We start from the raw sequence: 24,917 nt of genomic DNA, 5'->3' as shown, positions 1-24,917 counted from the left end.
GCTTAACGTGAATTTCTTGGCAATCTCTCAAGCGCTCGCTCGACAATCTCGCGATCGAGCACCCGATCTTGCGGCCAAATAGTGGATAACACCGGCTCTGACGACCGCCTGAGTAGGAAATCGAAGACTTCGGAAGGCGTTTCGTCGTAGTCGAAAGTAATGACGGGGCCTGGAACCTGTTTGATGAATGGCGCCAATATCTGAATCGCTTCAGCCCAGGGGAGGAGGCGCCCGGCTTTCTTCAAGTCAGGGCGGCGACGCAAGAGGTTCTCCCCGGCGAGGATGAACCAGTCCACGGGAGTAGCCACCAACGGAGCACCGTCCGGCCAAATCATGGCGGAGGTCATCTGTCCCTCGACTTCGAGAAACTGAATTCGCGGTACGAACTTGGTGTCCCCTACGCTCTGTTGACGTGCATCCCTCTCGAAATTCCAGCGCCATGCCTGAAGAACCGTGGCACTGGGCAGAGTGCGAAGATGAGAGCGGTGCTCAGGCGTCTCGAGGAGAATGTCGTAGGCCGATTCGTTTCCAGCATTCCATCCGGACATTAGTACTTTCGCGTCGTACTCACCCTTGCCCATCCCTTTCCACTGGGGATCGTCAACAACGAGATCGAATGCCTGCACGAGAGCAGAGACTTCGATTTCCGCTTCCATAATGAAGTAGCTAGGTCGAAAGTAGTTTATGTTGAACGCGATAGGATAAAGTTCTCCCTCTTCATCATCTCGCGCGTCGACCCATTCGAAGCTGAAATAAGCCCCGGTGTCTTCGTTGCTATAAGCCACATGCCCGGCCTCGGCGTCATAGAAGCGCCGATCCTGAAAATAGGCTTCGAAGTCCCTCTTCCCTACGGCACCCTTGCGCGGCCTCAAGAAAAGATCGTAGCTCAAGATAGAAAGTCCAAGCAGCCGCCTTCGCGCAGAATCTCCTCAAGGCCGGGCGCGTCTTTGGCGATGGCGAACTTGGCGCGGATCTCCGCCAGGGAGCGCGCGTGGTACTTCTGCGGCTCCTGCGTCCACTCCGCGCCGCCAAGGCTCATCGTGAAGCTCTTGTCGCCACGTCCGATCGCGGCCGCGTTGGCCGCCGACCAGGGCAGGAACAGTCCGCCGACCTCCTGGGTCAGAAGCGGCTTCAGCGTCGGCGCGAGGGCCTGAAGCGACTCGAAGTCCCCTTTCGCCTCAGGCGAAAGCATGCGCTGAAGCCACGCCATCACCTTCGGTGCCGAGGCCCGCATAATCGCGCCCGGCGTGGGATCGGTCGCGGCCTCGTAGAGCTGTCCCCACAGGCCGAAATCGGCCATCGCGGGACGGCCGCCCAGCAGGAAGGGCCTCGACGCCAGATGCGCATCGATCAGACCCAGCGCCTTCGCGAACGAGGCCTCGATCAGCGGCTGGGTCTTGTCGTTGGACCCCACGAAACCCAACCGTCCCATCATGCGCTCGGCCACCGCCGTGCGCGCCTGCGCGACGGCGAGCGTGCCCTGCGCCCCCATCATCTGCTGGGCGATGCGCTCGGCGGTCGACCAGACATCGGGCTGGTAGCGCCAGCGATAGTGGAACATCCATTTGTTGCCCCACTCGTCGCCATACTCCTCCAGAAGCGCGGAGACGAAGGCGAGCGCAGGGTCTGCAGGGGTAACGGAAGGCTTGGGATGCGACGCCTCGAAGAGCTCGAGAATCGGAGTCGAATCCTGGATGCCCTCGCCCTCCGGCGTCACGACCAGCGGCACGAGCGGCAGCTTGGCGTATTTCTGGAACTCCGACTGGACCGCTGGCGACCTCGGAATCCATTCGTGGTTCAGCTTCTTGTAGCGGAAGAAGGAACGCACCTTCACCGAATAGGGCGAAAGCTCGGAGCCGTAGATCCTGTAGGTCATGGCACTCTCAGATCCAGCGTTTGCGCTTCAGCCACAGGAAGATGGCGATCACGATGACGCCGACCATCACCCAGAAGAACTCGTAGCCGTACTTCCACCCCAGCTCGGGCATGTTGCCGTCGTTGCGGTCGAAGTTCATGCCGTAGACGCCCGCGAGGAAACTCAGCGGCATGAAGAACACGGTGATGACCGCCAAGGTCTTCATGACCTCGGACATGCGGTTCGACGAGTCCATGAGGTAGATTTCCATCAGACCATTGGCCATTTCCCGGTAGCTCTCCACCAGATCGAGCACCGCAACGGCATGATCGAAGCAGTCGCGCAGGTAGGTGCGGGTTTCGGGCATGATGAAGGGCACGTCCGGCCGCATCACCGCCAGCACCGTCTCGCGCTCGGCCCACTGGATGCGATGGAAGGCGACGAGCGCCCGCCGGGCCTGATGGATATGCGCCAGCGTGTCCTTCGTCGGGTGGTCGAGCGCCTCCTCTTCCAGGTCCTCCAGATGAGTCGACAGGGCCTCGATCAGCGGGAACTTGCGGTCGACCACGAGATCGATCAGCGCATAGACGAGATAGTCGATACCGAACATGCGCAGCCGAGAGCCCGCGGTCTGCAGGCGATCGCGCACCGGCTTGAAGATGTCGGACTTCAGGTCGTGGAAGGAGATGACGTAGTTTTCGCCGAAGAAGATGCTGACCTGCTGGCTCTTCAGGACGCAGTCTTCATAGGCCGGGTCGTTCAGGACGATGAAGCCCTGCCCCTCGAAGAGGTCGAGCTTGCTGCGCTGGTTGGCGTGGAATACGTCCTCGAGCGCGAGAGGATGCAGATTGAACGCCATGCCGAGATTGCGCAGCATCTCCGAGCTCGGGCGGCCGCTTACGTCGATCCAGGTATGCCCGGGCGTGCCGAGATGGAAGCGGCACTGGTCCACTTCCACCTCGTGCAGGACTTCGACTTCGTCCGCCGTATATTCGACCAGGGTGAAGTCGAGCGCTTCGTCAGGAACCGGCGCGCGCCCGGCCAGCGTGCCGGGAGCCGTACCGGGTTTGGTATGGCGGCGGAAAAGCCCTTCCATGCGCTCACTCGCCCCCTATATCGGTCAGACTTCTTCCATCACCTGCACGTCGGGACGGCCGGCGAGATAGTCGCCGAGCTTGCGGCCGAGCTCCTTGAAATGAGGCGCAGCCCGATGGGCCTCCAGTGCCGCCTGATCCTCGTAGCGCTCGAGCATGACATAGACGTTAACGTCGGCCGTCTTGTGCAGCGCATAGAGCTTGTTGCCCGGCTCATCGGCGTGAACCTTGGCCTGAAGCGCCTTCATGGTCGCCTCGAAGTCGCCGTTGGTGCCGGGCTTGATGGTCAGTTTCGCGATGACGCCGATCATTCTCTCTCCTCCTGCCGTCTCTATTGCGGCTTCTTCTTCAAAAGATACTTGTGCTCGCCATCGCACACCAGTTCACCCTTCTGGTTGTGGATCGTGAGCTTCAATACGGCAACGCCCGTGGTGCGTCCGGATTTGAGTTCGGTCACCTCGAGCATCGGATAGAGCGTGTCGCCGACATAGACCGGCTTCAGGAAGCGCGAGGACTGCTCGAGGAATCCGACCAGCGACTCGCCCACGAAATGCGGGAAGATGCCGCCGCCGGCCGCGCCCTGAATCGCGACCTGCAGCCCGTGGGCCAGCATGTCCTGGTGTCCCAGGGCCTTGCAGTACTCGCGATCGTAGTGGATCGGATGATTGTCTCCGCTGGCGAGCTGGAAGGCGGAGAACAGCGCCTCCGTCTGGGTGCGCGAGTTGATGTAGAACTTCTGGCCGACCTCGAGATCCTCGAACCAGTGGGCCGGACCAAAGCGATGCTCGGCCGGGTCGAACGGCTTGGCCTGGTCGTCCGACATGCCTAGGCAGCCTTCGCCTTGCGGGCCATCCCGTCGAACAGATCGAGCATGCGTTCACGCCACGCATGGACCGGGTCGTCCTTCTCCAGCAGCTCGAACGAGCTTACGATGCGCGGCCACATGAAGGTGCCGGCGAGGATGTAGTCCGGGTAGGCGGCCTCGGCGCCCGACAGGAACTTCTGCTCGCGCAGCGCCCGGCGTGCCGGCTCGAGCGACGCACGGAAAGCCGCAAGTCCCTTCTCTCGGGCCTTCGCCTGGAAGGAGGCGAAGTCCTTCGTCCCCAACCGCGCACCGCGCGACTCGGCGATGTATTCCTTGTCCTCCGGCCGCACGCGATCGTAGAGGTCGCCGATGATCAGCGGGAAGATACCGGCATTGATCACCGTGTCCGTCCAGCCGTTGATGAAGCGCGCGTAGGCACGCCCGATCTCGCTCTTCAGCAACAGCCTCTCCGGGTACATGTCGTCCAGATAGACGGCGATGGCCCAGCTGTCCTTGACCGGCTTCTCACCGTCCTTGATCACCGGCACGGTCTTGGAATCGGCGAAGGCGATCTTCTCCTTTTCCGTGAAGCCCATCGGCACGCTGGTGAAGTCGAGGCCCTTGTGCGCCAGCGAAAACTTGGTCCGCCAGCAGAACGGGCTGGGACGGCGATCATCGTCGAACGCCAGGTCGTAGAGCGTGATCATGCGGGCCTCACTTGCCGTCCAGCATCTTGATGATGCCGGAGAAATCCTTGGCGCCGTTGCCGGAATTCACGAACAGGCTGAAGAGCTGTGCGGCTTCGGCACCCAGTGGCGTGCTGGCGCCGGCCGCACTGGCCGCCTGCTGGGCCAGCATCAGGTCCTTCAGCATCATCGCCGCCGTGAAGCCCGGCTGGTAGTCGCGGTTGGCCGGCGAAGTCGGAACCGGCCCCGGTACGGGGCAGTAGTTCGTCAGCGACCAGCATTGGCCCGATGCGGTGGAAGCCACGTCGAACAGCTTCTGCGCATCGAGACCGAGGCGCTTGGCCAGCATGAAGGCCTCGCTGACGGCGATCATCGACACGCCCAGGATCATGTTGTTGCAGATCTTGGCGGCCTGGCCGCCGCCGCTCGTGCCGGCAAGAACGATGTTCTTGCCCATCTTCTCGAGGATGGGCCTGGCCTTGGCGAACGACGCCTCGCTGCCGCCGACCATGAAGGTGAGCGTGCCCGCCGTGGCGCCGCCGACCCCACCCGAGACCGGGGCGTCGACCATGTCCATGCCGGCTTTCTCCGCCAGCGCCGCCACATGGCGCGCGCTCTCGACGTCGATGGTCGAGCAGTCGATCAGCAGCGTGCCCTTGGCGACGTTCGGCAGGACGTCCTTCTCGTAGACCTCCCGGACATGCTTTCCGGCAGGCAGCATGGTGACGACGATCTCCGCGCCCTTCACCGCCTCGGCGGCGGAAGCGGCCTTGTGCGCGCCCTTCTCGACTGCCGCGCTCACGGCCGCGTCCGACAGGTCGAACGCCATAACGTGGTGCTGGGCCTTTGCCAGGTTGGCGGCCATCGGGCCGCCCATGTTGCCGAGACCAATGAAGGCGATCTTCGCCATGGTTTCCTCCGTTTGCTTACTGTCGCCTCAGTCGAAGAAGAGGTCGTTGGACACCGGCTGAAAGTGTTCCTCGACCAGGGCGCGGGTGACACCGTCGATCGTCGGTGGATTCCAGTGCGGCTTCTGGTCCTTGTCGATCAGCAGCGCACGCACGCCCTCGAAAAAGTCGTGGCCTTTCTGCATGCAGCGCTGCGACATGCGGTACTCGATCGTCATCGTGTCTTCGAACGAGCGGTTGGCGCAGCGCTTGAGCTGCTCCAGCGTGATCGCCATCGAAAGCGGCGAGAGCTTCAGGAGCGCGGCGAGCTGCTTCTGTGCGAACTCGCTGTTCGACTTCTTCAGATTGGCGACGATCTCCTGCAGCGTCTCGGCCGAAAAGCAGCGATCGATCTCCGGCATGAGCGCCGGCAGCGTCTGCTCGCCGGCATCCCCCTGGAACCGGGCGATCACGGCATCGACCTTCTCGTTGGCGCGCGGGCCGGAGAGGTCGGCCGCGCCCAGCGCCGCCTGCAGATCGTCGATCTTCGCGCTCGGCACGAAGGCATGGGCGATGCCGGCCCAGACCGCGTCGGCGGCCTTGAGGCGGTAGCTGGTGAGCGCCAGGAAGGTGCCCAACGCTCCCGGCAGACGCGTCAGGAAATAGCCGCCGCCGACATCGGGGAAGAGGCCGATCGTCGTCTCCGGCATGGCGAAGAGATACTTCTCCGTCACCACCGAGTGCGAGCCGTGCGCCGACAAGCCAACGCCGCCGCCCATGTTGATGCCGTCGATCAGCGAGATCCACGGCTTGGCGTAGCGGTAGATGCGGCGGTTGACGATGTACTCGTCGCGAAAGAAGTCGCGGCGCAGGGTGCCCGAGGGATTGTCGCGCATCTCACGGTAGAGGCCGGCCACGTCGCCGCCGGCGGAGAAGGCGCGGTCGCCAGCGCCGCGCAGCACCACCGCCTTGATGGAAGAATCCTTCTCCCACTCAGGCATCACGCGCTCCATCTCGAGGATGATGCCGTGCGACAGCGAGTTGAGGACCTTCGGCCGGTTGAGCGTCATGACGCCCAGACCGTCATTCACATCGAACAGAATTTCAGCTTCGGACATTCTTCATCCCATCAACAAACGGCGCGAAATGATCACGCGCATGATCTCGTTGGTGCCTTCGAGGATCTGGTGCACGCGCAGGTCGCGGAGATAGCGCTCCAGCGGGAAATCCTTCAAGTAGCCGTATCCGCCATGCAATTGCAGCGCCTCGTTGACCACGCGGAAGCCCATGTCGGTCGCGAAGCGCTTGCCCATGGCGGCCGCCTGCGTCGCCTCCGGCGACTTCGCGTCCAGCAGGGAGGCGGCCCGCCAGATCATCAGCCGCGCCGCGTCGAGCTCCGTCGCCATGTCCGCGAGCTTGAACTGGGTCGCCTGGAAGTCGGCCAGCGGCTTGCCGAACTGTTTGCGCTCCAGCACGTAGCGCGAGGCCGTCTCCAGGCAGGCGCGTGCCCCGCCCAGCGAGCAGGCGCCGATGTTGATGCGTCCGCCATCGAGACCCATCATCGCGATCTTGAAACCGTGCCCTTCCGGCCCAAGGCGGTTGGCCACCGGCACCCGGCAGTTCTCGAAGATCACCGACGCCGTCGGCTGGCTGTTCCAGCCCAGCTTGTTTTCCTGCTTGCCGAACGAGAGGCCGGGCGTTCCCGCCTCGACCACCAGGGTCGAGACGCCGCTGGCCCCCGGGCCGCCGGTGCGCAGCATCACGACATAGATGTCGCTACGGCCGCCGCCCGAAATGAAGGCCTTGCTGCCGTTCAGCACATAGTGGTCGCCCTGCAGCTCGGCACGCGTCGCCAATGCCGCCGCGTCGGAGCCCGCCCCGGGTTCGGTCAGGCAATAGCTCGCGAAATGCTCCATCGAGCAGAGCTTGGGCAGAAAGCGCTGGCGCTGCTCGTCATCGCCGAAGGCGTCGATCATCCAGGCGGCCATGTTGTGGATGGAGATGTAGGCCGCCGTGCTGGGACAGGCTGCCGCCAGCTCCTCCATGATGAGCGCCGCATCGAACCGGCTGAGACCGCTGCCGCCGACATCGTCGCGCACGTAGATGCCACCGAAGCCGAGGGCCGCGGCTTCCCGAAGCACATCCTCCGGAAAGGTCTTCTCGGCGTCCCAGCGCGCGGCCTGCGGCAACATGCGGTCGGCCGCGAACTGCCGGGCCGTATCGCGGAAGGCCTGCTGGTCTTCTGAAAGCGTGAAATCCATCGGCAGGACCGTATCAACTCTGGCGACGGCTTTCTGCAGGAAAAGGAGCCGCATTGCGGCCCCCACCGGTTCGCGCGATAAGGCGGATCATGTCTCCCCGCTTCACGACCCTCGGCCGCTATCCAACGACCCGGCTGCGCCGCAATCGCGGCGAGGAATGGTCCCGTCGCCTCGTTGCCGAGAACAAGCTCTCCGTCGACGACCTGATCTGGCCGGTCTTCGTCCAGGAAGGTCAGAACGCCCGCACGCCGGTCGCCTCCATGCCCGGCGTCGACCGCCTCTCGATCGATCTGTTTGCGGAAGCGGCCAAGGAGGCGCGCGATCTGGGTATTCCCGCCATCGCGATCTTCCCGGAGACCGATCCCAAGGCCAAGACACCCGACGCGCGCGAAGCCTACAATCCGGGTAACCTCGTGTGCCGCGCCATCACCGCGGTGAAGAAGGCCGTCCCCGACATCGGCATCGTCTGCGACGTGGCGCTCGACCCCTTCAACAGCGACGGCCATGACGGCATCGTGCGCGATGGCCGCATACTGAACGACGAGTCGGTCGAGGCGCTGGTCAAGCAGGCAATCGTCCAGACCGAGGCGGGCGCCGACATCCAGGCGCCGTCGGACATGATGGACGGCCGCATCGGCGCCATCCGCGCGGCCCTCGACGCCAAGGGCTACCAGCGCGAACAGATCATGTCCTATGCCGCCAAGTACGCGTCGGCCTTCTACAACCCTTTCCGCGACGCCATCGGCAGCTCGGGCGCCCTCAAGGGCGACAAGAAGACCTACCAGATGGATTACGCCAACTCGGACGAGGCCCTGCGGGAAGTGGGGCTCGACATCGAGGAAGGCGCCGACATGGTGATGGTGAAGCCGGGCCTCCCCTATCTCGACATCGTACGTCGCGTGAAGGACACGTTCGGCGTGCCGACCTACGCCTACCAGGTGAGCGGCGAGTACGCGATGCTGAAGGGCGCCGCCGATCGTGGCTGGCTCGACTGGAACAAGGTGCTGATCGAAACCCTGACCGGCTTCAAACGGGCCGGCTGCGACGGCATCCTGACCTACGGCGCAATCGACGCGGCGCGGCTGCTCAAGTCCAAATGATCGAGCGTCCGTCGGCCCGCCTGATCCTGCTCGATCCGCAGGACCGGCTGTTCCTCTTCAACGTCCACGACCCTCAGGTCTTCGATCCGGCCAATCCGTTCTTCGATCCGTTCTGGGTGATGATCGGCGGCATGGTCGATCCTGGCGAGGACTACCCGCAGGCCGCCGTACGCGAGGCCGGCGAGGAAACCAAGCTGCGGGTCGTCGATACGCCGCGCTGGGTATGGAAGCGCGAGCGCGTCATGAGTTGGCGCGGCAAGGACGTGCTGCACAGGGAGCGCTTCTTCCTGGCCCGTACCGACCGCACGGAAATCGACACTTCCGGCCTCGACGAAAAGGAACGTAGCTGGACGCTCGGCCATCGCTGGTGGACCGCCGCTGAAATCGCCGCTTCGTCCGACCGCTTCGAGCCTCTCGACCTCGGCACGCTCCTGCCCGCGCTGCTGCGCGATGGGCCGCCCGCCGAGCCGCTGGCCCTCTCCTAGCGACGGTCGCGGTCCTCGCGGTCGCGCTTGCGCTGCTCCTGCTCTTCCGACACGCCGCGATAGGCGCGCCATGCCAGCACGAGTGCGACCAGGGAACAGGCCACGCCCACGATCATCGCCATCGGCTCTGCCTCACCCATTTCCGAAGTTCCTCAAGACGGTCTCGCCTGACTGATGATCAGCGCCGCATCATGTCCTGAGTGAGGCCTGTTTCGGGCATGTGGGCTTCGCCTCGAAAAATTTCGCTACCGCCTGGGCGCTCCAGGGAAGCCGGCTGCCCGAGCCGTGGAACCCGACATGGCCGCCCCACAGCGGCAGCAGCGGCAGCAGCGCCTTGTTGGCCGCCCAATCGTAGCCGCTGTACAGCGCACCCGGAATCCAGGGATCGTCCAAGGCTCCCAGCACCAGGGTCGGCACGCGGATATCTGCTATGAAGCGAACCGGCTTGCAGCGCTCGTAATAGTCCTCCGCACCGGCGAAGCCGTGCCGGGGCGCAATGAAGACCTCGTCGTATTCCCAGATGGTGCGGGACCCGAGGATCGCTGACCTCTCCCTCCCCTGAAGTCGTGCGCCCGGTGCGGTGGCCTCGACTTTCATCATTCCCAGGAGATGGCGGTGGTAGAGGTAATTGCGGCGCTCCAGCATCCGGCGGCAGGTCGCCGACAGGTCGATGGGCGCGCAGACCGCCGCCGCAGCCAGCAGAGGGGCCGCCTCGCCCTCCTCGCCGAGATACTTGAGCAGCATCGCAGCTCCCAGCGAATAGCCGACGACGCGGAGACCTTCGGCTTTCAGCTCCGCGGGAAGGTTCGCCAGCAGGGCGCGAAGATCCTGGCTGCGGCCGGCGTAGTATTGTCCGCCGCAGGTTGCGCGCGACGGTCCCGCGCCGCGAAGGTTCAGCCGAAGGACGCGTTCTCCCGCGTCCAGCAGGCAACGGGCCATGCTGATCATATAGGAACTTTCCTGCGAGCCGGTCAGTCCGTGAACGAGGATCGTGAGAGGCTTCCCCTGGGCACGGACGGACGGCTGGTCCAGGGTGCAGGCCAGACGATCGCCGGTTCCGTCGCGCAGGTCGACGGTCAGCCTTTCGGACGTGTGCGGTGCGAGGTCTTTCCGGGGTGGCCTTATGAAATTGGCCAAGGTCTGCAGATCGCCCCCCCACCAGGGGAAGCGCGGACGAAACGGCGGGAGATCGAGGATCACGTCCCCATGATAGCAAGCCGGTCGATGAATTTCTCCACCGCGAGATCGCACCACGGCCGCGTGCTGTCATGGGCATGGAAGCCGATATGCCCGCCCGTCGGCGACATCAGCGGCACGAGAGACGGGTTGTCGGCCCAGTTGAACTCCCGATAGTACTCGACGGGGATCCAGGGATCGTCGCACGAGGCGATGACCATCGTCGGTACGCGGATCTCGGGCATGAAAGTGCGCGGCGAGCAAAGCTCGTAGTAGTCCTCGGCGCCGCGGAAGCCGTAACGCGGCGAGATGAATCGGTCGTCGTACTCCCTGACGCTGCGCGCAGCCCGGATGATCTTGCGCTCTTCGGGCGAGGTCAGCGCGCCCGGCGCCAGCGCCTCGGCCTTCATGTCGTTGAGCAGGTAGGCTTGATAGAGCCAGTTGCGCGTCCGCGACATGTGCGTGCACGTCCGCAGGAGATCGATCGGGGCGCAAATCGTGGCAGCCCCGCGCAGAGGCGAGAAGGCCCCCTCCTCGCCCAGGTATTTCAGCAACATGGCCCCGCCCAACGAATACCCGACGGCGAACATGCCGTTTTCAGTCACGTCGTCCGGCAGTTGCGAGAGCACGCGGCGGAAATCGGCAGTGCGCCCGAGATGGTAGTGCTCGCGGCAGTAGGGGCGCGAGGGGCCGGAGCCCCGCATGTTGAGGCGCAGCACGCAATAGCCGCTGTCGAGCAGGTGGCGGGCCGCGTTCAGCATGTAGGAACTGTCCTCGCTGCCCGTCAGACCATGGATCAGGAGAACGAGCGGTCGGCCCTCAACCGGTTCGGCCGGTCGATCGAGCATCCCGAGGAGGATATCGCCGGTGCGATCGGCCATCGGAAAGGCCATGCGCTCGCTTGTATGCGGCACCAGGTCCGTCGCACGGGCCCCCGTCAGCAGGACCGCGAGGGTCTGCAGGTCCGCGCCCCACCACGGAAAGCGCGGCTTGAAGGGTGGCAAATCCAGGGAATCGATGGACGGGGGCACGGTCGGTCCGTATTCACATCTTCGTTTCGATGAAAACGTCCACCGCCCCGCCAAGTTCCGCCCTGCTCGGAGTGCTGTTCGCCGTCGTCGCTGCGACGGTCTTCAGCACGGCGGGCGTGATCGTGCGACAGATCGACCTTCCCGCGTGGGATGTCTCGTTCTGGCGCTCCGCCCTTCTCGTCATCACCATGTTGCCGCTGCTCCTCTGGCAGCGCCGGCAGGTCCTGATCGACGTGCGCAACGGCGGTCGCGCCTTGTTGCTCAGCGCCGTTCTGCTCGCCGGAAGTTTCGTGAGCTTCATTCTGGCGCTCGGCCTCGCGCCGGTCGCCAACGTGCTGATCATGTTCGGCGCGACGCCGTTCATCACCGCCATCGCCGCCCGCATCTTCCTGGGCGAGCCCCTGCATGGCCACACGGTCCTTGCCATGGCGCTGGCCGTCGTCGGCCTCGCGATCAGCGTCGCGGGCTCCCTGCAGCCCGGGGCCCTCGCCGGCATGGCCGTCGCCCTCATCGTGGTCCTGTGCATGAGCGGTAATTATGTCGTCGTCCGCCACCGGCGTGACATCGGCATGACACCCTCGATCTGGCTGGCCGGACTCATTTCAGGCCTGGTGGCCCTGCCCTTCGCCCAGCCCGAGAACGTCTCCTGGGAGCAGCTTCCGTGGCTGTTCGCCCTCAGCCCGGGCCAGCTCGCGGTCGGCCTGCTCCTCTACATGGCGAGCCTGAAGCGCATTCCGGCCGCCCAGGCCTCGCTGCTCGGCCTGCTCGAACTGGTGCTGGGTCCGATCTGGGTGTGGCTGTTCGATGGCGAAAAGCCGGACGATCTCACCTTGTTAGGCGGTGTCATCGTGATCTCGGCGGCGGCGGCCAATGTGTGGCTGGATTCGCGACGATCCACTGGCTAAGAACCGGACATGACCCAGAATACCAAGGGCCCGCTGTCGGGCATTCTCGTCGTCGACCTGTCCCGCATCCTGGCCGGTCCCTACTGCACCCTTCTGATGGCCGAAATGGGCGCCCGGGTGATCAAGGTCGAGCCGCCGAAGGGCGGCGACGACGCCCGCGCCTACGGTCCCTTCGTGAACGGAAAGTCGACCTACTTCGCCTCGGTGAACCGCGGCAAGGAAAGCATCGCGCTCGACCTCAAGAACGACGAGCACCGCAGGATCTTCGAGAAGCTCCTCGAGAAGGCCGACGTGGTGGTCGAGAACTTCCGCCCCGGCACGATGGAGAAGCTGGGCTACGGCTGGGAGACGCTGCACGCCCGGTATCCGCAGCTGATCTACGCCTCGGCGTCGGGCTTCGGGCACACCGGCCCGAACTCCAAGGACCCCGCCTACGACATGGTCATGCAGGGCCAGGGCGGCATCATGAGCATCACCGGCAACGAGGGCCAACCGCCGAGCAGGGTCGGCATGTCGATCGGCGACATCGGCGCCGGCCTCTACACGGCCGTCGCGGTGAACGCCGCTCTCGTGCATCGGCTCAAGACCGGCGAGTCCACCAAGGTCGACATCGCGATGTTCGACTGCCAGCTCGCCCTGCTCGAGAACGCGATCATGCGCTACACGGTCGAGAAGGAAATCCCCGGCCCGCTCGGCGCGCGCCATCCGACCATCACCCCGTTCGAGGCCTTCGCCACGGCCGACGGCTCGATGATCATCGCTGCTGGCAACGACGGCCTGTTCATCAAGATGTGCGAGGCGCTCGGCCGTTCGGACATGGCGACCGATCCCGCGTACAAGTCGAACGCGCTGCGCCAGAAGAGCCAGAAGAAGCTGAAGGACGAAATCGAGTCCGTGCTGAAGACCAACACGACCGATCACTGGATCGCCGTCGTGTCGAAGGGCGGCGTGCCCTGCGGCCCGATCAACAACATCGCGCAGGCCATCGAGCATCCGCAGGTCGCCGCGCGCAACATGCTGGTCGACGTGCCGGACGGCAGCGGCGGCATGCTGAAGCTGGCCGGCAACCCGCTCAAGATGTCGGCCTTCCCCGATCCGAAGACACGGCCGGCCGCGCCGGACCTCGACGGCGACCGCGACTCGATCCTCTCCTATCTGGGCGGTTGACCCGGTGAGGCTGTTGCTCCGCGTCGCCGCCTTTCTGGGAAAGTTTCTGGTCGGCGCGGCGCTGGCGCTCGCGGTCTTCCTCACCGGCGCCTACTTCCATGTCCGCGGCGCGCTGCCCAGTTACAGCGGCACGATGGACGTGGCCGGCCTGAAGGCGCCGGTCGAGATCCTGCGTGACAAGAACGCGGTCCCGCACATCATCGCGGGCTCGATCGAGGATGCCTCCTTCGCCCTGGGCTACGTCCACGCCCAGGACCGCTTCTGGCAGATGGAGCTGATGCGCCGCATCGGCCAGGGACGGCTGGCGGAACTCGTGCCGCCACGCCTGGTCGGCAGCGGCCTCGTCGACAGCGACCGGACCATGCGCGGCCTCGGGGTCTACCGCCGCGCCTCTGAGAGCGTGAACGCCCTCTCGCCCGCCATGCGCACGCGCCTCGACGCCTATGCCGCGGGCGTGAATGCATGGCTCTCCGACGACGACCAGCAATTCGGGCTGGAACTCACGCTGATCAAGCTCCTGTCCGGCGGCCGCTACCGGCCCGACCCCTGGCGTCCGGCCGATTCGCTGGTGTGGGCCAAGCTCATGGCGCTCGGCCTCGACGGCAACTGGCGGGCCGAGCTGCTGCGGCTGCGGCTGTCGCAGAAGATCGGCGAGGACGGCGTGAAGTTCCTGATCGAGCCGTCCGGCGACAGCAAGGACTCGACCCTGTCGATGGTCATGGCCGCCGTGAAGGATATCGATCTCGACCGTATCTTTCACGGCACCGACAACGAGGTGACGCGGAAGCGGGAAGCCTCCAACGAGTGGGTACTCTCAGGCGCACACGCCGTGTCCGGACGGCCGCTGCTCGCCAACGATCCGCATCTCGGCTTCTCCTTTCCGGGCGTCTGGTACCTCGCCCGTCTGATCGGACCAGGCTTCGACATCCGGGGCGCCACCTCACCCGGGTCGCCGGCCGTCGTCCTGGGCCACAACGGAACCATCGGCTGGGGATTCACGACCACCAACCTGGACAGCCAGGATGTCTTCGTCGAACGGGTCGATCCGACCGACCCCAACCGCTACATCACGCCGGACGGCGCCCGCCCCTTCGTCGTTCGCGACGAGACGATCAAGGTTGCCTGGGGGGATCCGGTCACAATGAGGGTGCGCGAGACGCGGCACGGTCCGGTGATCGACGACTTCGTCCGCCGCGGCGAGAACCTCACGCCGCAGGGACACGTGCTGGCTCTGCAGGCGACCGCGCTCGACGGCGCCGACACCTCGGCGGAGGGCTTTGCCCGCGTCGGCTCGGCGCAGAACTGGGATGAATTCCTCTCGGCCACCCGCCGCATCGTCTCGCCGATGCAGAACATGGTCTATGCCGACACGTCGGGAAACATCGGACTGATCTCGCCGGCACGCGTGCCCATCCGGCGCAAGGGCGATGGCTCGATGCCGGTACCGGGCTGGACCTCCGAGTTTGATTGGGCAGGCTTCGTGCCGTTCGACGAGCTGCCTCGCGTCTACAATCCGGTGGGCGGCCGGATCGTCAACGCCAACGGTCGCCTGGTACCCAACGACTACCGCCACTTCATCAGCAAGGACTGGGCCGAGCCCTTCCGCCAGCGCCGCGCCGCCCAGCTCCTGGGGGAGGTCGAGCGCCATCCGGTCTACGGCATGATCGTCATGCAGGCCGACAATCTCACGCTCGATGCGGCCGAGATGCTGCCTTACCTGCTGAAGGGCGCACCCCGCAATGCGCGCGCCGCGCAGGCGCGCGACCTGCTGAGCCGCTGGAACATGTTCATGCTGGCGAGCCGGCCCGAGCCGCTGATCTACGATGCCTGGATCACCGAGGTGCAGCGCGGCCTGCTGGCCGACGAACTGGGCGAGGACCTCTTCAATTCGATCGCCGTGCCCAACGTGCCCTTGATGGTCCGTATCCTGCGCGACAAGCCGGGTTGGTGCGACGACGGCGGCACCAAGGTGGCCGAGACCTGCGAAACCGCCATTGCACTGGCGCTGGACCGGGCGCTCGACTGGATCGCGCGTCGTCAGGGTCCCGACATGACCAAGTGGCAGTGGGGCCGCGAACACTACGCCGTGCATCGCCACCCCCTGTTCGACGGCGTGCCGCTGCTGCGCAACATCGCGTCGGTGCGCTACCCGGCGGACGGAGGCAACCAGACGCTGAATCGCGCCTCGCCTTCCTTCAGGGGAAGCCGGCCGTTCGATGCCGTGCACGGCGCCGGCTATCGCGGCATCTACGATTTCAGCGATCTCGAGAACAGCCGCTTCGCGACGCCGCTCGGCCAGTCAGGAAACATGCTCTCTCCCTGGGCTCACAACTTCGTCGAGCGCTGGCAGAACCTCGCCTACATCAACATCGGCGGGACGCGCGCCGAAACGGCGCGCAGCGCCGTCGGCACGATCACGCTCAATCCGCCGGCGCGCTGACGGTCAGGCCTCGGGCGTGGGCGTCCGCCGTGCCAGGAGCTTGTCGATGCGCCGTCCTTCCATGTCGACAATCTTGAACGCCCAGCGCACCAGCGCCTGGGCATTCATCCGGCCCGAGGCGGCCAGCTCGATCACGCGGCTGCGACGCACGGCCACCAGCGAGAATTCGGCCGCCACGAAGAAGCCATTGGCAACGACCAGCACCAGGACCGCCGGCAAACCGCCTGCTCCGGACGTGCCCTCCTCCCTCTATCGCGGCTTGTCGCCGGCCAGCGTGATCCTGTGCATGACGCGCCGGTAGCCGTGATAGTCGTTGATCGGGTTGTGCATGGCGCAGCGATTGTCCCAGAAGGCCAGCGAGCCGGCTTCCCACCGGAAGCGGCAGGTGAACTCGGGCCGCGTCTGGTGCTCCCACAGGAAGCGCAGCAGCGCCAGGCTCTCCTTCTCCGTCCAGCCCTTGATGAGCGCGGTATGGGCGTCGGACGTATAAAGCGCCCTGCGGCCGGTCTCCGGGTGGGTTCGCACGATCGGATGCTCGGCCATCATGACCTTGAGCTCGGCGCCCGCCGCCTTCATGCGGTCCTCGCGGGTCTTCGTGACGTCGGCCTTGGCCGAAGAACTGACGCCGATCAACCCGTCGAGCGTCGTCTTGAGCCCGTCCGACAGCGCCTCGTAGGCCAGATACTGGTTGGCGAACATCGTGTCGCCACCGAACGGCGGCACTTCGCGCGCGAGCAGCATGCTGCCCATCGGCGGGACCGTCAGATAGGTGGTGTCGGAATGCCAGATGCCGCCGAAATTGTTGCGCTCGTGTTCGAGCTTCACCACCGGCGTGATCATCGGCGATTCCGGCAGCCCCTTGAGCTGCGGATACTCGACCGGTTCGCCGAACTTCCGCGCGAAGGCGAGCTGCTGCAGCGGGGTCACCGTCTGGTCGCGCAGGAAGATCACGAGATGGTCGAGCAGGGCCTGACGCATCTCCGCGACAATCTCGGCGTCGAGATCCTGCGCCATGTCGACGCCGTGGATCTCCGCCCCCAGCGCACCCGCGATCGGTCTCACTTCGATATGCCGATAGTTTCGCATGTCTACCTCCTGGCCCACGACGGCGTGGTCTTCGCCATGAAATGCCGGATACCTTCGGCCGCCTCCGGTTGGCGCAGCAGGCCGACCAGACTTGCCGCCGCCTCGTCGAGCACGTCGAGATCATCCTTCTTCGAGCAGGACAGCACCAGCCGCTTGGCCACGGCCAGCGCCTTGGGCTCCATCCTCAGAACGTCATCCAGCAGGGTTTCCAGCGTCGCCTCGACCTCGGCACCGGTCGCGCAGAGATGGCGCCCGATCCCGAGCCGGTAGGCCTCGGCGGCACCGATCACACGACCGGTCACGGCGAGGTCGCGCACCGGCCCCTCTCCGAGCCGCCGAACCAGGAACGGAATGATCTGCGAGGGGATGAAGCCCACCCGGGGTTCGGGAATGCCGAAGCGGGCGTCTTCACGCAGGATCACGACGTCCGAACAGCAGGCCATGCCGAACCCCGCCCCGACCGCCGACCCCTCGACGACGGCGATGGTGGCTTGCGGCAGAGTCTCCAGGGCCAGCAGCGCATTGCCGAACTGGCGATAGGTCGGGAGCAGCGGATCCGTGCCGCCCGGCGGCACGGGGGGCAGGTCGGCCATCGTGTCGAGATCGCCCCCGGCGCAGAAGTGCCCGCCTGCGCCCCGAAGGACCAGCGCGCGGCAAGCCGCATCGTTGCCGATGCCGACGAAGGCGTCCTCCAACTCCAGCATCATGCGGTGCGTCAGCGCATTGCGCCGCTGCGGCCGGTTCAGGGTCAGCAAGGTAACAGCGCCCTGGCGGTCGATCTCGAGGAACTCGTAGTCCGTCATGGGCAAAGTCTTAGCGAGCGACTATCGTGCCAACAAGATGATGCGCTTCGTGGTTCCGCTGCTCGCGGGTCTCCTTCTTCTGGCAAACGCCGCCCGCGCCGACGACTGGGCCACGGTCCAGACGCCCGCACCCGGTCCGACGCAGTCGATCGGCTTCTATACCGCGGGCTGCCTGCAGGGCGCGCAGGCGCTGCCGCTGGAGGGTCCGGGCTACGAGGCCATCCGGGTCAGCCGCAACCGTTACTGGGGCCAGCCCGTCACCATCGACTTCATCAGGATCCTGTCGGAAAAAATGCGGGCCGTTGGCCAGCCCCATCTCTACATCGGCGATATCGGCCAGCCGCGCGGCGGTCCCGCCTCCTTCGGCCACGCCAGTCACCAGAACGGCCTCGACGTCGACATCTGGTTCGAACGCCAGCCCGGCGCGCGCCGCGCGCCGGGCGATCGCGAGAATCCCCGCCTGCGTTCGCTGGTGAAGGCCGACGACAGCGGCATCGACGATGCGGTCTTCAACGAGCAGCATGTACTGCTGCTCCGGACGGCGGCGCAGATGCCCAATCTCGACCGCATCTTCGTGAACAAATGGATCAAGCAGCGGCTCTGCCAGACCACCGGCGGCGACCGCTCCTGGCTGCGCAAGCTCGTGCCCTGGTATGGGCACGACTCTCATTTTCACATCCGCCTCTATTGCCCGCCGGGCAATCCTCAGTGCCAGCCGCAGGCCGACTATGCGCAAGATGACGGTTGCGGCGAAGCGCTCGAATCGTGGTTCCGCAAGGCGCCGCTGGTGCCCCCGACCACACCGCCCAAGCCCTACCGGCCCAAGCTGCCGGCAGCCTGCGCCGCCGTCCTGAATGCACGCTAGCTAGCTGATTCCGCCGCAGCGATTGGCGCGCTGCCGAGCCTGGACATCGAGCCAGTCGAGACCGCCCACCGTGCCGACGCGGATCCAGTCGACCTGGATCGTGCCGTCGGGCACACGCTTCACGACGTAGCGCGACTCCGCCTGCGGGGCGCTCTGCGGCACGTACAGGACCGTCGTCGTGCCCGGCGCCGAAGACGGCTCGATGTTGACCACGAAGCCGCTGGCGGCCGGGGCCGCGAGGCAGGTCACCATCGAATCATAAGGGACGGTGTAGACGCTCGACCAGGCCGGCACCGGCTTGGGCGGCGTGATGGGCTCGCTGCCCAACTTGTCGACGGTCGAACACGCTGCGGCGGCGAGCGAAAGAAGAGCGGGAACCATCACATGCTTGAACATCACTCACCTCCGGAAACGGGCCTATTCTACTCACCCTGACCGAGGAGTGAACCGGCCCGGCGCGAGGAGCGGAAGAACCACTGGAACACCTGGAAGCCGATCACCAGATAGACGGCCGACAGCCCGAAGGCGACCGCCAGCATGTCCCAATGCACCGTCTTCTCCAGCATGATCGAGCGCATGCCCTCGAAGATGTAGGCCGGCGGCAATCCCCAGGCGATGACCTGCAGCCAGTGCGGCAGCACCGAGATGGGATAGTAGACCCCGCTCACCGGCATCAGCACGAACACGGCCGCCCAGGCGAAGCTCTCGGCGCTCTGCCCCACCCGCATCACCAGGCCCGACATGGCGAGCCCGATCGACCAGGAGAACATCTGCAGGATCACGAAGAAGGCGAGCAGCGGCAGGCCGAGCGTGTAGATCGAATAGCCGAAGAACGCCCAGGCCATCAGCGACACCGGGATCATGCCCAGGAGGGTACGCAGCAGCGACGCGATGATGATGCCGGCGGCCAGTTCCCAGGAGCGGATGGGACTGACGAAGAGATGGCCGAGGTTGCGCGACCAGATCTCCTCCAGGAAGGCGATCGAGAGCGAGAGGTTGCCGCGGACCACCACCTCCCACAGCAGCAACCCTGACAGAAGCACGCCGGCGGCCTGCGCCACGAACGAGGCCTGCGGCAGCAGGTACTGGGTCATGAAGCCCCACATCACCATCTGCACGGCCGGCCAATAGATCGAATCGACCAGGCGCATCACCGAGCTGCGCCAGAGATAGATGTGGCGCAGCACGAGGGCGTAGATGCGCTGGAGCGAGCCGCTCATGGCTTGCTTCCTTCAGGCTTCAGCGCGTCGAGCCCGCGGCCCCGGCCGCGCGCCATGTCGAGGAACACCTCCTCCATGTCCTCGCGGCCGAACCGGTCGAGCAGCTCACGGGGGCTGCCGCGCTCGAAGACCCTGCCCGCCTGCAGCAGGATCACGTCGTCGCACAGCCGTTCGACCTCCGCCATGTTGTGGGAGGCGAGCAGGATCGTGGCGCGGGTTTCGCGCTGATAGGTCTCGAGGTAGCCGCGCACCCAGTCGGCGGTGTCGGGATCGAGCGAGGCGGTCGGCTCGTCAAGCAGCAGCACCTCGGGCCGGTTGATCAGCGCCTTGGCCAGCGCCACGCGCGTCTTCTGGCCGGCCGAGAGCTTGCCCGCGGGGCGGTCGAGGAACGCGGAGACCTGCATGTGCTCGGCGATCTCCTCGATGCGGTGCCGCAGGTCCTTCACGCCATAGAGCCGGCCATAGAACTGCAGGTTCTGGCGCACCGTCAGCCGGTGCGGCAGGTCGACATAGGGCGAGGAGAAGTTCATGCGCGGCAGCGCCGCATAGCGTCGCCGCAGCATGTCGATGCCGAGGATCTCGATGCTGCCGGCCGTCGGCTCTAGCAGGCCGAGCAGCATGGCGATGGTCGTCGTCTTGCCCGCGCCATTGCCGCCGAGCAGCCCCAGCACGGCGCCGCGTGGCGCCGAGAAGCTCAGATCATCGACGGCGACGATCTCGCCATACACCTTGCGCAGGTGCTGGACCACGATGGAGGGAGGTGCGGGCATGCCGGCATCACAACGCCTTGACCGCCGCTTCGATGCGATCGAGGCCCTTGCTCAGTCGAGCCGCGCTCGACGCGAAGCACAGGCGGACATTGCCCTGCCCGCCCGGCCCGAAGGCCTCGCCGGGCGCCAGGCCCACCTTGTACTGCTTCGCCATCGTCTTGCAGAAGGCCAGCGTGTCGCTGACGCCCTCGACCGAGAAGAAGGCGTAGAACGCCGCGTCCGGCCGCGCGATCTTCACCTTGGGCAGCGCGGAGAGCCGCTGGAACACCAGTTCGCCGCCGGCGCGGCAGCGCTCGACCATCTCGTGGACGAAATCGTCCCCCTGCTCCAGCGCGGCGACCGCGCCCTTCTGCAGGAAGGCGGGAACGCCCGAGGTGTTGATCTGGACCAGCTTGGCGAACTGGTCGCCCAGCGCCGCCGGATGGGTGAGCCAGCCCAGGCGCCAGCCCGTCATGGCCCACGGCTTGGAGAAACTGTTGAGAACGATGACCGGATCGTCCGGCCCGGCCAGTTCGAGGAACGACGGCGCCACCTGCCGGCCGTCGGGCCGCTTCGTGTAGATCAGGCGGGCATAGACCTCATCGGCCATGATCCAGACGCCGCGTTTCCTCGCGAACTCGAGCAGCGCTGCCTGCTCCTCGGAGGACATCGTCCAGCCCGTGGGATTGCCCGGCGAGTTGACGAAGATCGCGCGCGTGCGGCTATCGACGGCATCGAAGACCTTCTGCAGGTCGAGCTTCCAGCCGCCGGTCGGCGTGCGGTCGAGGGCGACGTATTTCGGAACGCCCCCTACCAGCTTCGTCGCCGACGTGATGTTCGGCCAGATCGGCGAGACGATCACGATATTGTCGCCGGGATCCAGCAGGAGCTGGCAGGTCAGCAGGATGGCCTGCATGCCGCCGGTCGTCACCGTGAGGCGCTCCACCGGACACTTGATGCGATAGAGCCGCTCGGTATAGGCCGACAGCGCACTGCGCAGCTCGGGGATGCCCCGCTGCCACGTATAGAACGTCTCGCCCGCCTGCAGGCCCCTGGCCGCCGCGTCGCGCACGAAGTCCGGCGTCACGAGATCGCTTTCGCCGAACCACAGGGGCACCACGTCGGGGTCCCCGAACACGGTCATCGCCACTTCGGAAATGGGAGTCTCGGCCATGCCGGCGGTGGCGCCGCTCAGCGAAGCCGGGAGGCCCGGCGCGACAAATCTGGGGTGGTCTTGCATCCTGCGGACGTACCGCATCGTTCGGAATTGCGCCAGTCAGGCGCCTGCACGACAATTGTTGGTGGCGAGGCCCAACCCTACTAATCACAGGAGAAAGCCATGAAGAATCTGCCCCACCTGCTTGCCGCCCTCCTGGTGGCCGGTTGCGTGCACGGCGACAATGTCGAGCGTCTCCAGGCAGGAATGGATCGCGAGCAGGTGCGAGCGGTGATGGGGCCGCCCGAAGCATCGACCCATTCGCCGGGCAAGGATTGTGCCTACTACACGGTGCTCAGGGACTTCTGGAGCCGGACGCCCTGGTCGATGTCCGACCGCTATTACGTCTGCTTCACCGACGGCAAGGTCGATACCTATGGCAAGGCGACCCAATCGGCCCAGATGACAGCGCCATAGGCCGGCGCTACGCTATCGTCAGGGAGAGACAATGCACTCACATCAGGATGATGGGCAGATCGCGCAGTGGCTTGCCGATCGCCAGGCCACAACCTATGCCGATGGCCGCCGCTGCGACGAAATCCAGTATCTGCAGTGCAAGCTGATCCTCAAGCCCGACCGCTTCACGTCGGCCCATGTGTTCAAGGAGTTCGCTGCCCTGGTCCAGCGCGCTGCGGCGACAACGGGCGTCGGCTACCAGCACACCCCCAAGTCCCAGCAGCGGCCCGAGGTGCGCGAGGTCCTGTTTCTCGATACCGGCGGCTATCACCTCTACAACAACAACTTCATCGTGCGCCGCCGGATCGCCTACGAGGACGGCTTTCCGATCGGCGATCCCGAGATCGTCTTCAAGTACCGCAGCGACAACATGGCAAAGGCCCAGGCCCTCGACGTGCGGCCGCGCATCGACGGCAGGTACAAGATCAAGTTCAAGCTCGAGGTGATGCCGCTCAAGGAGAGGCTCGGCGGCGTCCGGCGTCTGCTGTCGCACAACGTCGAGTTCGGCCTCAGCCAGGCCCCCCAGGCGGCCCGGATCGTGATGTCGTCGCTCGGCAACATGTCGCTGCCGGAGCTCACGCAGATCTTCCCGACGCTGGGCGCGATCTCGTGCGACGGCCCAAACAACGTCTCCCTCGTGAATCAGACGATCGTCGAGGAACTGTTGCAGGATATCTGCCTGCTCGACTTCGGCCATCACACGGCCGCGACGGCCAATCTGGGCCTGTGGCGCGCGCGCGGCGACCATCACTCTTTCGTCGGCGAATTTGCCTTCCAACTGAAGTTCGCGGGCCCCGACGACATCAAGCACAAGGCCCTGAACCACTGCGAGCGCTTCTTCCTGGAGCTCCAGCAGGTGGCCGCGGACTGGCTGGCGCTGACCACGACCAAGACCGGCGCTGTCTATCGTCTGAAGGGCAATCCGCCGCAAGCCCACGAATGAGCGACGCCGACACCAGCCTATCGAAACCGTCCCTCGGAAAGCTTTTCTGGGTCTTTCTTGTCATGGGCGCGACGAGCATCGGCGGCGGCGTGGTCGCCTATCTGCGTACCGGCCTGGTCGTGCGCCAGCGCTGGCTGGACGACGTGACCTTCGTCGAGCTGCTCTCGATCAGCCAGACGCTGCCCGGCCTCAACGCCACCAACATGTCGATCCTGGTGGGCGACCGTCTTCGCGGCGGCATGGGCGCCCTCGTCGCGACGTTGGGCATGTGCCTGCCCGGCGCCAGTCTCATGATTGCTGCCGGTTTCCTCTATGGCGCCGGCGGCGACGGTCCCTGGTCCAAGGCGTTCCTTCACGGGATCGCGGCGGGTGCAGTGGGCCTCATCCTGGTCGTCCTGGTCCAGCTCGGTGCCAAGACGCTGAAGACCTTTGCCGACTACGTGTTCGTCGCGGCCACCGCCGTGGCGGTCGCCTTCTTCAAGGTGCCAGTCCCGTATGCGCTGATCGTGGCCGGGATCGTGGCCATCTGGTGGCACCGGCCGCGCGACAAGGACGTCCCGTGAAGCAGCTCTGGGACCTTGCCGGTGTCTTCGCCTACCTGTCGCTCCTGACGATCGGGGGAGGCATGGCCGCCTTTCCCGAGATGAAGGAACTCACGGTCGACACCTATCACTGGGTGACGTTTCCGGAACTGCTGCATTTTTACAGCCTGGGACAGCTTGCGCCGGGACCGAACATGATGATGGTCGCCTCGATCGGCGTCACCGTCGCTCACATTCCGGGCGCGCTCGTGGCGCTCGTCGCCTTCTTCCTGCCGACCGGCCTGCTGACCTTCTTCATCGGCCGCCTGTGGACCCATCTGGCGACCTGGCGCTGGCGGCCCGCAATCCAGACCGGTCTGGGCTCCGTGGCGGTGGGCCTTGTCCTCGCCGGCGCGATCATCATGGGGCGCGGCGCCATCACGCAGTTCTTCTTCGGCGTCATCGCGCTGGCGGTTTTCCTGCTGTTGTGGCGGACCAAGATCAATCCCGCCTATCCCGTCGTGGCCTCGGGCCTGATCGGGATGGCGCTGCACTATTTCAACATCGCCTAGTTCGACAGCCGCGCCGCCTCTACCGTGTATTCCGGTTCTTCGTCGCAGCTAGCCAGCGGAACGCCGACCGCCACCGTCTTGCGGCCTACCTTCAGGCAGCCATTGCGCCACTCACCTGACAGGGTGGTCCCGGCCAATGTCACCGTTCCAAAACCATTTGGCCGGTCGTTGAGGTAGGAACCTTCAAAGCGGTCGCTCTCATTCCAGGTGTACCGACCCGAACCCTCGCGACGTCCATTGCGGTAAGTGCCCTCGAAACGATCGATCGGCCGGCCATGCTCAGTCCACTGAACAACGCCGTTCCCTTCCTTCTGCGTGGAATGGCACGCCCCACTCCAGATGGCCCTGTCCTGCCTGTCGGGATGCCAATCCCACATCCGGCAACCGACCCCTGGCTCCAGAAGCCAGCTCCCTTCCTCGCACGGCGAGTTCCAGCTGATCTGGACCGAATCGGGCTCATCGGTGGCGCAATCGGACTTTCCCGGCGCAAGAGCGACTTGCTGCGCCATGGAGGGCACGACCGTAAACATCAGGACTGACGAAACAAGCGCTGGAAGAACTCTCACGGGACCCCCTTCGACGGCCTTGGCCGTG

The 24,917-nt window shown here is 65.5% G+C and carries 30 protein-coding genes; 10 read left to right on the top strand and 20 right to left on the bottom strand.

Annotated features, from left to right (window positions below; translation table 11 throughout):
* Positions 1-2: 2 nt before the first annotated feature.
* The 9 genes from Q7V45_RS09395 to Q7V45_RS09355 are packed head-to-tail and all read right to left on the bottom strand — an operon-like array spanning position 3 to position 7,588.
* Complete coding sequence (locus Q7V45_RS09395; protein ID WP_304850576.1) at positions 3-890, bottom strand: hypothetical protein; 888 nt, start codon at positions 888-890, stop codon at positions 3-5.
* Positions 887-1,876 (bottom strand): glutathione S-transferase family protein, encoded by a 990-nt coding sequence (locus tag Q7V45_RS09390; protein ID WP_304850573.1) that lies wholly within the window; start codon positions 1,874-1,876, stop codon positions 887-889. Before Q7V45_RS09390 ends, Q7V45_RS09395 begins: the two co-directional genes overlap by 4 nt.
* A gap of 7 nt (positions 1,877-1,883) precedes the next feature.
* Complete coding sequence (corA, locus tag Q7V45_RS09385; protein ID WP_304850570.1) at positions 1,884-2,951, bottom strand: magnesium/cobalt transporter CorA; 1,068 nt, start codon at positions 2,949-2,951, stop codon at positions 1,884-1,886.
* A gap of 24 nt (positions 2,952-2,975) precedes the next feature.
* The gene (locus tag Q7V45_RS09380) at positions 2,976-3,260 is read right to left on the bottom strand and encodes a putative quinol monooxygenase (RefSeq protein ID WP_296324857.1); all 285 of its coding nucleotides are present in this window, start codon (positions 3,258-3,260) and stop codon (positions 2,976-2,978) included.
* Positions 3,261-3,280: 20 nt separating this feature from the next.
* Entirely contained in the window at positions 3,281-3,772 is a 492-nt protein-coding gene (locus Q7V45_RS09375) for a MaoC family dehydratase (RefSeq protein ID WP_304850561.1), read from the bottom strand.
* Between the two features lie 2 nt (positions 3,773-3,774).
* Positions 3,775-4,461 carry a glutathione S-transferase N-terminal domain-containing protein gene (locus Q7V45_RS09370; RefSeq protein WP_304850558.1) on the bottom strand — a complete coding sequence of 229 codons (687 nt, stop codon included), beginning with the start codon at positions 4,459-4,461 and terminating at the stop codon, positions 3,775-3,777.
* A gap of 7 nt (positions 4,462-4,468) precedes the next feature.
* On the bottom strand, positions 4,469-5,350 hold the full coding sequence (gene mmsB / locus Q7V45_RS09365; RefSeq protein WP_304850556.1) for a 3-hydroxyisobutyrate dehydrogenase: 882 nt from the start codon (positions 5,348-5,350) through the stop codon (positions 4,469-4,471).
* A gap of 27 nt (positions 5,351-5,377) precedes the next feature.
* A complete protein-coding gene (locus Q7V45_RS09360; protein ID WP_304850554.1) occupies positions 5,378-6,445 on the bottom strand; it encodes an enoyl-CoA hydratase/isomerase family protein in 1,068 nt (355 codons plus the stop codon).
* 3 nt (positions 6,446-6,448) lie between these two features.
* Positions 6,449-7,588, bottom strand: coding sequence for an isobutyryl-CoA dehydrogenase (locus Q7V45_RS09355; RefSeq protein ID WP_304851042.1), 1,140 nt, complete (start codon positions 7,586-7,588; stop codon positions 6,449-6,451).
* An 89-nt stretch (positions 7,589-7,677) separates the two neighbouring features.
* On the opposite strand from Q7V45_RS09355, the gene hemB reads away from it, so the two are divergent.
* On the top strand, positions 7,678-8,688 hold the full coding sequence (gene hemB, locus Q7V45_RS09350; RefSeq protein ID WP_304850552.1) for a porphobilinogen synthase: 1,011 nt from the start codon (positions 7,678-7,680) through the stop codon (positions 8,686-8,688).
* Positions 8,685-9,173: an NUDIX hydrolase gene (locus Q7V45_RS09345; protein WP_304850550.1), complete on the top strand. Its 489-nt coding sequence runs from the start codon at positions 8,685-8,687 to the stop codon at positions 9,171-9,173. Before hemB ends, Q7V45_RS09345 begins: the two co-directional genes overlap by 4 nt.
* Here the strand turns inward: Q7V45_RS09345 and Q7V45_RS09340 are convergent.
* Genes Q7V45_RS09340 through Q7V45_RS09330 form a run of 3 tightly spaced genes read right to left on the bottom strand, consistent with a single transcriptional unit; the run spans position 9,170 to position 11,380 of the window.
* On the bottom strand, positions 9,170-9,313 hold the full coding sequence (locus tag Q7V45_RS09340) for a hypothetical protein (RefSeq protein WP_304850548.1): 144 nt from the start codon (positions 9,311-9,313) through the stop codon (positions 9,170-9,172). The two genes, Q7V45_RS09345 and Q7V45_RS09340, sit on opposite strands and share 4 nt — an antisense overlap.
* Before the next feature lie 49 nt (positions 9,314-9,362).
* Entirely contained in the window at positions 9,363-10,373 is a 1,011-nt protein-coding gene (locus Q7V45_RS09335) for a YheT family hydrolase (RefSeq protein ID WP_304850546.1), read from the bottom strand.
* The gene (locus Q7V45_RS09330) at positions 10,370-11,380 is read right to left on the bottom strand and encodes a YheT family hydrolase (protein ID WP_304850544.1); all 1,011 of its coding nucleotides are present in this window, start codon (positions 11,378-11,380) and stop codon (positions 10,370-10,372) included. The genes Q7V45_RS09335 and Q7V45_RS09330 overlap by 4 nt, the downstream gene beginning before the upstream one ends.
* Before the next feature lie 29 nt (positions 11,381-11,409).
* On the opposite strand from Q7V45_RS09330, the gene Q7V45_RS09325 reads away from it, so the two are divergent.
* The 3 genes from Q7V45_RS09325 to Q7V45_RS09315 are packed head-to-tail and all read left to right on the top strand — an operon-like array spanning position 11,410 to position 15,892.
* Positions 11,410-12,285, top strand: coding sequence for a DMT family transporter (locus Q7V45_RS09325; protein WP_304850542.1), 876 nt, complete (start codon positions 11,410-11,412; stop codon positions 12,283-12,285).
* A 9-nt stretch (positions 12,286-12,294) separates the two neighbouring features.
* Positions 12,295-13,452, top strand: a complete 1,158-nt coding sequence (locus tag Q7V45_RS09320; RefSeq protein WP_304850540.1) for a CaiB/BaiF CoA-transferase family protein — start codon at positions 12,295-12,297, stop codon at positions 13,450-13,452.
* Positions 13,453-13,456: 4 nt separating this feature from the next.
* Positions 13,457-15,892, top strand: a complete 2,436-nt coding sequence (locus tag Q7V45_RS09315) for a penicillin acylase family protein (RefSeq protein ID WP_304850537.1) — start codon at positions 13,457-13,459, stop codon at positions 15,890-15,892.
* A 3-nt stretch (positions 15,893-15,895) separates the two neighbouring features.
* Here Q7V45_RS09315 and Q7V45_RS27040 read toward each other — a convergent pair whose 3' ends face one another.
* The 3 genes from Q7V45_RS27040 to Q7V45_RS09300 are packed head-to-tail and all read right to left on the bottom strand — an operon-like array spanning position 15,896 to position 17,781.
* Positions 15,896-16,111, bottom strand: a complete 216-nt coding sequence (locus tag Q7V45_RS27040) for a CNNM domain-containing protein (protein ID WP_370692582.1) — start codon at positions 16,109-16,111, stop codon at positions 15,896-15,898.
* Between the two features lie 30 nt (positions 16,112-16,141).
* Positions 16,142-16,978: a TauD/TfdA family dioxygenase gene (locus Q7V45_RS09305; protein ID WP_304850535.1), complete on the bottom strand. Its 837-nt coding sequence runs from the start codon at positions 16,976-16,978 to the stop codon at positions 16,142-16,144.
* 2 nt (positions 16,979-16,980) lie between these two features.
* Complete coding sequence (locus Q7V45_RS09300; protein WP_304850532.1) at positions 16,981-17,781, bottom strand: enoyl-CoA hydratase/isomerase family protein; 801 nt, start codon at positions 17,779-17,781, stop codon at positions 16,981-16,983.
* Here Q7V45_RS09300 and mepA point away from each other — a divergent pair.
* Positions 17,780-18,646, top strand: coding sequence for a penicillin-insensitive murein endopeptidase (gene mepA, locus Q7V45_RS09295; RefSeq protein ID WP_304850529.1), 867 nt, complete (start codon positions 17,780-17,782; stop codon positions 18,644-18,646). The two genes, Q7V45_RS09300 and mepA, sit on opposite strands and share 2 nt — an antisense overlap.
* Here the strand turns inward: mepA and Q7V45_RS09290 are convergent, their stop codons facing one another.
* From Q7V45_RS09290 to Q7V45_RS09275, 4 genes are read right to left on the bottom strand one after another with little or no spacing between them, the layout of a single operon-like run.
* Positions 18,647-19,042 carry a hypothetical protein gene (locus Q7V45_RS09290; protein WP_304850526.1) on the bottom strand — a complete coding sequence of 132 codons (396 nt, stop codon included), beginning with the start codon at positions 19,040-19,042 and terminating at the stop codon, positions 18,647-18,649. It abuts the gene before it with no gap.
* A 26-nt stretch (positions 19,043-19,068) separates the two neighbouring features.
* Complete coding sequence (locus tag Q7V45_RS09285) at positions 19,069-19,866, bottom strand: ABC transporter permease (protein ID WP_304850522.1); 798 nt, start codon at positions 19,864-19,866, stop codon at positions 19,069-19,071.
* Positions 19,863-20,636 (bottom strand): ABC transporter ATP-binding protein, encoded by a 774-nt coding sequence (locus Q7V45_RS09280; protein ID WP_304850519.1) that lies wholly within the window; start codon positions 20,634-20,636, stop codon positions 19,863-19,865. The genes Q7V45_RS09285 and Q7V45_RS09280 overlap by 4 nt, the downstream gene beginning before the upstream one ends.
* 7 nt (positions 20,637-20,643) lie before the next feature.
* Complete coding sequence (locus Q7V45_RS09275; RefSeq protein ID WP_304850516.1) at positions 20,644-21,855, bottom strand: pyridoxal phosphate-dependent aminotransferase; 1,212 nt, start codon at positions 21,853-21,855, stop codon at positions 20,644-20,646.
* A 99-nt stretch (positions 21,856-21,954) separates the two neighbouring features.
* Between Q7V45_RS09275 and bamE the strand changes: the two genes are divergently transcribed.
* Genes bamE through Q7V45_RS09255 form a run of 4 tightly spaced genes read left to right on the top strand, consistent with a single transcriptional unit; the run spans position 21,955 to position 24,323 of the window.
* Positions 21,955-22,248: an outer membrane protein assembly factor BamE gene (gene bamE, locus Q7V45_RS09270; protein WP_304850513.1), complete on the top strand. Its 294-nt coding sequence runs from the start codon at positions 21,955-21,957 to the stop codon at positions 22,246-22,248.
* Between the two features lie 31 nt (positions 22,249-22,279).
* Complete coding sequence (locus tag Q7V45_RS09265; protein ID WP_304850510.1) at positions 22,280-23,230, top strand: hypothetical protein; 951 nt, start codon at positions 22,280-22,282, stop codon at positions 23,228-23,230.
* Positions 23,227-23,793 (top strand): chromate transporter, encoded by a 567-nt coding sequence (locus Q7V45_RS09260; protein WP_304850507.1) that lies wholly within the window; start codon positions 23,227-23,229, stop codon positions 23,791-23,793. Before Q7V45_RS09265 ends, Q7V45_RS09260 begins: the two co-directional genes overlap by 4 nt.
* The gene (locus Q7V45_RS09255; RefSeq protein ID WP_304850504.1) at positions 23,790-24,323 is read left to right on the top strand and encodes a chromate transporter; all 534 of its coding nucleotides are present in this window, start codon (positions 23,790-23,792) and stop codon (positions 24,321-24,323) included. The genes Q7V45_RS09260 and Q7V45_RS09255 overlap by 4 nt, the downstream gene beginning before the upstream one ends.
* Here the strand turns inward: Q7V45_RS09255 and Q7V45_RS09250 are convergent.
* A complete protein-coding gene (locus Q7V45_RS09250; protein WP_304850501.1) occupies positions 24,320-24,853 on the bottom strand; it encodes a hypothetical protein in 534 nt (177 codons plus the stop codon). The genes Q7V45_RS09255 and Q7V45_RS09250 overlap by 4 nt on opposite strands.
* Positions 24,854-24,917: the final 64 nt, after the last annotated feature.

The organism is Reyranella sp., assembly GCF_030651995.1.
GTDB lineage: Bacteria > Pseudomonadota > Alphaproteobacteria > Reyranellales > Reyranellaceae > Reyranella.
The sequence above is the reverse complement of the archived record's forward strand: the minus strand, read 5'-3'. Positions and strand labels throughout refer to the sequence as shown.

What these genes read in the sequence shown, in the direction of transcription:
- Q7V45_RS09390 (WP_304850573.1), bottom strand. Translation starts at nt 1,876, where the DNA reads ATGACCTACAGGATCTACGGCTCCGAGCTTTCGCCCTATTCGGTGAAG.
- corA (WP_304850570.1), bottom strand. Translation starts at nt 2,951, where the DNA reads ATGGAAGGGCTTTTCCGCCGCCATACCAAACCCGGTACGGCTCCCGGC.
- Q7V45_RS09380 (WP_296324857.1), bottom strand. Translation starts at nt 3,260, where the DNA reads ATGATCGGCGTCATCGCGAAACTGACCATCAAGCCCGGCACCAACGGC.
- Q7V45_RS09375 (WP_304850561.1), bottom strand. Translation starts at nt 3,772, where the DNA reads ATGTCGGACGACCAGGCCAAGCCGTTCGACCCGGCCGAGCATCGCTTT.
- Q7V45_RS09370 (WP_304850558.1), bottom strand. Translation starts at nt 4,461, where the DNA reads ATGATCACGCTCTACGACCTGGCGTTCGACGATGATCGCCGTCCCAGC.
- mmsB (WP_304850556.1), bottom strand. Translation starts at nt 5,350, where the DNA reads ATGGCGAAGATCGCCTTCATTGGTCTCGGCAACATGGGCGGCCCGATG.
- Q7V45_RS09360 (WP_304850554.1), bottom strand. Translation starts at nt 6,445, where the DNA reads ATGTCCGAAGCTGAAATTCTGTTCGATGTGAATGACGGTCTGGGCGTC.
- Q7V45_RS09355 (WP_304851042.1), bottom strand. Translation starts at nt 7,588, where the DNA reads ATGGATTTCACGCTTTCAGAAGACCAGCAGGCCTTCCGCGATACGGCC.
- hemB (WP_304850552.1), top strand. Translation starts at nt 7,678, where the DNA reads ATGTCTCCCCGCTTCACGACCCTCGGCCGCTATCCAACGACCCGGCTG.
- Q7V45_RS09345 (WP_304850550.1), top strand. Translation starts at nt 8,685, where the DNA reads ATGATCGAGCGTCCGTCGGCCCGCCTGATCCTGCTCGATCCGCAGGAC.
- Q7V45_RS09340 (WP_304850548.1), bottom strand. Translation starts at nt 9,313, where the DNA reads ATGGGTGAGGCAGAGCCGATGGCGATGATCGTGGGCGTGGCCTGTTCC.
- Q7V45_RS09325 (WP_304850542.1), top strand. Translation starts at nt 11,410, where the DNA reads ATGAAAACGTCCACCGCCCCGCCAAGTTCCGCCCTGCTCGGAGTGCTG.
- Q7V45_RS09320 (WP_304850540.1), top strand. Translation starts at nt 12,295, where the DNA reads ATGACCCAGAATACCAAGGGCCCGCTGTCGGGCATTCTCGTCGTCGAC.
- Q7V45_RS09305 (WP_304850535.1), bottom strand. Translation starts at nt 16,978, where the DNA reads ATGCGAAACTATCGGCATATCGAAGTGAGACCGATCGCGGGTGCGCTG.
- mepA (WP_304850529.1), top strand. Translation starts at nt 17,780, where the DNA reads ATGGGCAAAGTCTTAGCGAGCGACTATCGTGCCAACAAGATGATGCGC.
- Q7V45_RS09300 (WP_304850532.1), bottom strand. Translation starts at nt 17,781, where the DNA reads ATGACGGACTACGAGTTCCTCGAGATCGACCGCCAGGGCGCTGTTACC.
- Q7V45_RS09290 (WP_304850526.1), bottom strand. Translation starts at nt 19,042, where the DNA reads ATGTTCAAGCATGTGATGGTTCCCGCTCTTCTTTCGCTCGCCGCCGCA.
- Q7V45_RS09285 (WP_304850522.1), bottom strand. Translation starts at nt 19,866, where the DNA reads ATGAGCGGCTCGCTCCAGCGCATCTACGCCCTCGTGCTGCGCCACATC.
- Q7V45_RS09280 (WP_304850519.1), bottom strand. Translation starts at nt 20,636, where the DNA reads ATGCCCGCACCTCCCTCCATCGTGGTCCAGCACCTGCGCAAGGTGTAT.
- Q7V45_RS09275 (WP_304850516.1), bottom strand. Translation starts at nt 21,855, where the DNA reads ATGCAAGACCACCCCAGATTTGTCGCGCCGGGCCTCCCGGCTTCGCTG.
- bamE (WP_304850513.1), top strand. Translation starts at nt 21,955, where the DNA reads ATGAAGAATCTGCCCCACCTGCTTGCCGCCCTCCTGGTGGCCGGTTGC.
- Q7V45_RS09265 (WP_304850510.1), top strand. Translation starts at nt 22,280, where the DNA reads ATGCACTCACATCAGGATGATGGGCAGATCGCGCAGTGGCTTGCCGAT.
- Q7V45_RS09260 (WP_304850507.1), top strand. Translation starts at nt 23,227, where the DNA reads ATGAGCGACGCCGACACCAGCCTATCGAAACCGTCCCTCGGAAAGCTT.
- Q7V45_RS09250 (WP_304850501.1), bottom strand. Translation starts at nt 24,853, where the DNA reads ATGTTTACGGTCGTGCCCTCCATGGCGCAGCAAGTCGCTCTTGCGCCG.